Genomic DNA, 4,185 nt, shown 5'->3' on the forward strand with positions numbered 1-4,185 from the left:
GCCCCGATAAGCGCTCCGACCGGGCCACCCACGGCACCGAGCATCAACCCCGTTACGACACCGACGCCTTTGCCGGCGGTGGTATCAGGCACCTCGCGGACGACCTTATCAGCCATGCACACAGGTGAAAGCAACAGGCATAGCGTTACGTGTAGTGGGATGAGACGAGACATGGCGTTTTCCTGCGAAGTTGCATGGACTTGACCACCCATTTGCATTCGACTTGACCAGTCGTTTGCATCGGATTTGACCAGCACACTGGGTGGCCTTGATCGGTAAAAAACGGCCAGAAGCAGACATCAGATACTTGAGCCTCCTAGGCACCCTCTCGATCAGTCTGGCGCAGATCTAAACCACCTGGTGGCAGCCACTCGTTCGATTGATGAAAGCTTGAGGTACAATTTTCTCTACTCCTATTTTTCAGGAATACCAGCTTGACCGACATGGACACGCACAACGCAAGCCCAAAACGACTCAGGACATATTTGCGCATCGAAGCCACACTACTCATCGCTAGCATGATCGGGGCATTCACTCTCAGCGGGTACGCTTACCTTGAGAAGTATTACCTGACGATGGATGTTGGTATCGAACGGTTGGGCATCGGAGCTCAGGAAATCCTTGCTTACGGAGCTGCCAGATTTGGGTCTTACATTGGGGCTTTGGCTTTTGGCATGGCCCTAGTCGGAATCGTCGCTTTTTTCTTACTTCTCCTGGAAAAAACTAGGGAAATGCCGGGCGAGCCCCAGCCACTCCCAAAATGGACTGCCCATGTTCTCAAGCGGGCGATCGAAAACCGAGGCATCGCCGTGTGCGTTGGATCGACCTGCATAATCGCCGGCCTGCTGATTTCTGCTTGGTTCTTGTTGGTGAGGTTGCCTTCAAATGATGGTCGCTCTGCAGCGCTGAAGCAGGCATCAGAATGTGTTAAGCGTCAGGTGGTCTATGCAAATCTTGATCAGTACGAAGGGTGCCAGGTCGCCGAGTCGGAAGACATGCTGTATCTGCTCCAACTGCAAAAATGTGACAAGTCGGGAGTTGCGTTTCGAACACTACAGCTGCCTAAACAGGGCCTGAAGAGCATTACGACTGAGACCCTTTTCTACCCCTATGAACGGCCAGATGCTCCCGGATGCTCGAAAAGCTAACCTCAACCTGTGCTGATACAATAGTGTGTTCGCATGGATGTTCTTTGGCATGATTGAGAAAGCTCCCCCTGCTAGTCGGTTAATGTGCATTTTTCTGAAGTGCATTTTTTCGTAAACCACGGTTATAAGTTGAAATTCTTTTCTTATCTGCAACCGAACGCTGTCGGAGTGAACCGACTAGGGATTTAGGCATATTTGGCACAACGCTGTTCGATTGTAATTTTCGCAGAGGATTGAAATCTGCTTGGCGCGGATGGTTTTGAGTCTGTCGAAACGGGCAGCTATGAGCCATAAGCGGACAGTCAAGATATATCAAGAGAAGTAATGATTGGACTGAGATGGGAGTGGCCTGCCAAATATTGGATGATTCAAACATTCCGACTACTCTCTCGAATTGATATCACTTCGATATCTTCTAAGCGAATGGAGGCAGCGATGGCATCAGTCTTGATAACGTACGATCTAATTACTCCAGGAAAAAAATACACAGAGCTCCACGATGCAATAAAGGCGTTGGGCTCTTGGTGGCATTGTGTCGATTCAACTTGGATAGTTAAGTCAGATTTTTCACTTGTGCAGATCCGTGACGAGCTAATGAAGCATGTCGATTCGAATGACAAGCTGGTGGTTTTAGGGCTCTCAGGTGCCGGGGCATGGGGTGGATTAGACAAAAATTGTTCTGATTGGCTTACCAATAATCTTTAAATTATTTTGCCCTCTTTACAGGGGGCATTACCGATGCATGACCGTTTTTTTTCATTATTAAAGCAGCCTTAGAGCGGAGGCTTATGCAGGAGGGACGTAACTGCTAGTAGCCGACGATTTGAACGCGAAAGGGAACTCCCATCCGCACTCAGCCATCAAACGTTCATATAGTTTTTGCTGATCGTCTAACTCCCTATGGTCAGCTAAATCTAAGTAGTAATTCAGTCCGGCATGTTCATAATAAATTAGCCATTCTCCTGTTAATGCGCCTCTATTCTTTCTTGTCTCAAAACCTTCATAGACGAGTGCATGGGATATACGATTGGCCATAGCAATCCAGTACCTTTCGATGTCTGTATCATTTTCGTCCGCCATCAAAACCTCATGTAGCTTCGTCTTCAGCAACCCCTTTTTTACCGCGTAATCGCCGAACCATTTATTCAAAAAATTTCGTGGTAGATGTTTCGCGTCGAAGTAATGCTTGTGCCAGAAGCTTCCCAGAATGGGCCCTCTGAATTTTTCAGCTGCTTTTGTCCCCGTAGGGCGGCTGGTTGGCGTTTTTTCGAGCAATGCTATCTCATCTAATACTGAAAATTTATTGATCATTCTGCGCGATGAGAGGTACTGGAGTCGCAATGCTAGACATTGACTCATGCGATATGCGTAAGGTTGCGATAGGCATACGTTTTTTTTCAATAGTAGTGATTCATATCGATGCAGCAAGGGCATTAAATTCTCCTATCAGTATTTGCAAAAAAGAAAATAAAGTATAAGAAAGGCGAATGGCAGCTTTCGGCTGTGGATTCAACCGGCCAATTACGAACATTCACCGGCGCACAATCAGTACTGGGGCAACGAGCTTGGCTCTCCTCTTATACATTCAGATCAATGCCATTTACTTCGACAATTTGCTTGGCCGAGTGATATTTCCTTGCACAACAATAGTGATCACCGATACGTCGGCGGGTGGCTGGGACTTTAGAATTGCGATGCCTTCTCCGGCAGGCCATGGAGCGGCAGTTTTTGTTCTGCAGTCGAGCACGCAGAGCACAGCAACACGCTTCTCCTTGGATACTGCATAACTTGCGGTTTGCTCAACATAGGCTTGGCAGTCCTCTATCACCTTGACTCCAGCTGGTAAGGACTTTAGCTCGATAACGATACCGCGATAGCTGAGGTCTGTGATCCCGCCTGAAGCTTTGGGATGTTCGTCAAGATCAGAGCCAATTTGAGGGTTGCGCCGAAGCTCCTTGCGAATTGCATCCTGAAACTGCGCCTCTGACCAAACACCATCGAATTCAGCGTCCTGGATGGCACGCCCCGCCACTCCTCCTAAAACCTTGAGCACCTCAAGCACATCACTAAGTTCGATGCTGTTTACTAGACCATTTCGACGCAGAAAGTCCCGAATACTCAGAATTTTCTCGTCAACTTTCGGATAGCCAGTGATGGGATTTGAACGGATATCAAGACCTTCGATGAGAAGCGTTCGGTGCCCTACGATGGCTACTGGCTGTTCTGAACTGACTGGCTCGAATGCAGCTGAGTATTTGAACTCGTAGGGCCGTGCATTCATCCCTTGCGCAAGCTGAAGGGCTGCGCGCCCCCGCTGGAAAAGTGTGTACGGCGGTTCGCCCGCAGGTTTGTCGAACACGAACTCTGAGAGGTCGTAGCTGGTACGCAGCTCCGTTGAAATGGGGGACAGTCTCAGCGTTAGTGCAGATTCGGGCCAGCGTGATACACGTACTTCTATTTCAAGGTCATGAAGCACTAATGGTGTCAGGTGGTGAATACTTCCAGCGGCCTGCCCATCAATTTGGAATTTTAGGAAAGCCACCGACAGCTCGGAGGGGAGAGGAGGAGGCGTTTGCTCGTCAACGAACTGCGGCATGCTCCGAGCCCCTTTGGAAAAAGCGCCCACAGGCAAAGGTACCGAAGCGATTGCTACACAGAGGTCTTCGAAATCGGAAAGTGACCCTACGCGCGGGAGAGACTCAGCGGCTTTGACGAGCGATTGAGCAGCGGCCTGCTCGCCATATTCATTCTGCCACATGCGATATCGCTCAAAGGCGCTTCGTAAAAAACGCTCCACTCCGTCACTGGCAGCGAGCACACCTTCCCTCCATTCAGCAAGGCTGGCGACAAGCCGCAGTAGGCCAGCCAAGGCGCTGTAGGTAGTTCCGTTTATCGCTCGTCCATACCGAAGTGAAGCTTCGTCCAGCTCTGCACTGATAGCTCTGAGAACCTCTGGCTCGACTGTCTTTCCAGCCCCCAACGACCTCAGTGCTTCAACTGCCCGAATCCGGCTGTAGAAAGCTTGGGAGAGAATTAC

4 protein-coding genes are annotated in these 4,185 nt (G+C 49.7%); 2 read left to right on the forward strand and 2 right to left on the reverse strand.

What is annotated here, in order from left to right:
- Positions 1 to 443: 443 nt before the first annotated feature.
- Together OQK_RS21360 and OQK_RS29500 are read left to right on the forward strand one after the other, a co-directional pair.
- Positions 444 to 1,148 (forward strand): hypothetical protein, encoded by a 705-nt coding sequence (locus OQK_RS21360; protein ID WP_050977881.1) that lies wholly within the window; start codon positions 444 to 446, stop codon positions 1,146 to 1,148.
- Positions 1,149 to 1,583: 435 nt separating this feature from the next.
- Positions 1,584 to 1,853: a hypothetical protein gene (locus OQK_RS29500; RefSeq protein WP_038861515.1), complete on the forward strand. Its 270-nt coding sequence runs from the start codon at positions 1,584 to 1,586 to the stop codon at positions 1,851 to 1,853.
- 81 nt (positions 1,854 to 1,934) lie between these two features.
- Here OQK_RS29500 and OQK_RS21370 read toward each other — a convergent pair whose 3' ends face one another.
- Together OQK_RS21370 and OQK_RS30560 are read right to left on the reverse strand one after the other, a co-directional pair.
- Positions 1,935 to 2,459, reverse strand: coding sequence for a hypothetical protein (locus tag OQK_RS21370; RefSeq protein ID WP_157221923.1), 525 nt, complete (start codon positions 2,457 to 2,459; stop codon positions 1,935 to 1,937).
- A 289-nt stretch (positions 2,460 to 2,748) separates the two neighbouring features.
- Positions 2,749 to 4,185: hypothetical protein (locus tag OQK_RS30560; protein WP_038861516.1), on the reverse strand; the 1,437-nt coding region annotated here is incomplete at its 5' end.

Origin of the sequence: Pseudomonas sp. R62 (assembly GCF_000257605.1) — a bacterium.
Lineage (GTDB): Bacteria > Pseudomonadota > Gammaproteobacteria > Pseudomonadales > Pseudomonadaceae > Aquipseudomonas > Aquipseudomonas atacamensis.

What these genes read in the sequence shown, in the direction of transcription:
- OQK_RS21360 (WP_050977881.1), top strand. Translation starts at nt 444, where the DNA reads ATGGACACGCACAACGCAAGCCCAAAACGACTCAGGACATATTTGCGC.
- OQK_RS21370 (WP_157221923.1), bottom strand. Translation starts at nt 2,459, where the DNA reads ATGATCAATAAATTTTCAGTATTAGATGAGATAGCATTGCTCGAAAAA.
- OQK_RS29500 (WP_038861515.1), top strand. Translation starts at nt 1,584, where the DNA reads ATGGCATCAGTCTTGATAACGTACGATCTAATTACTCCAGGAAAAAAA.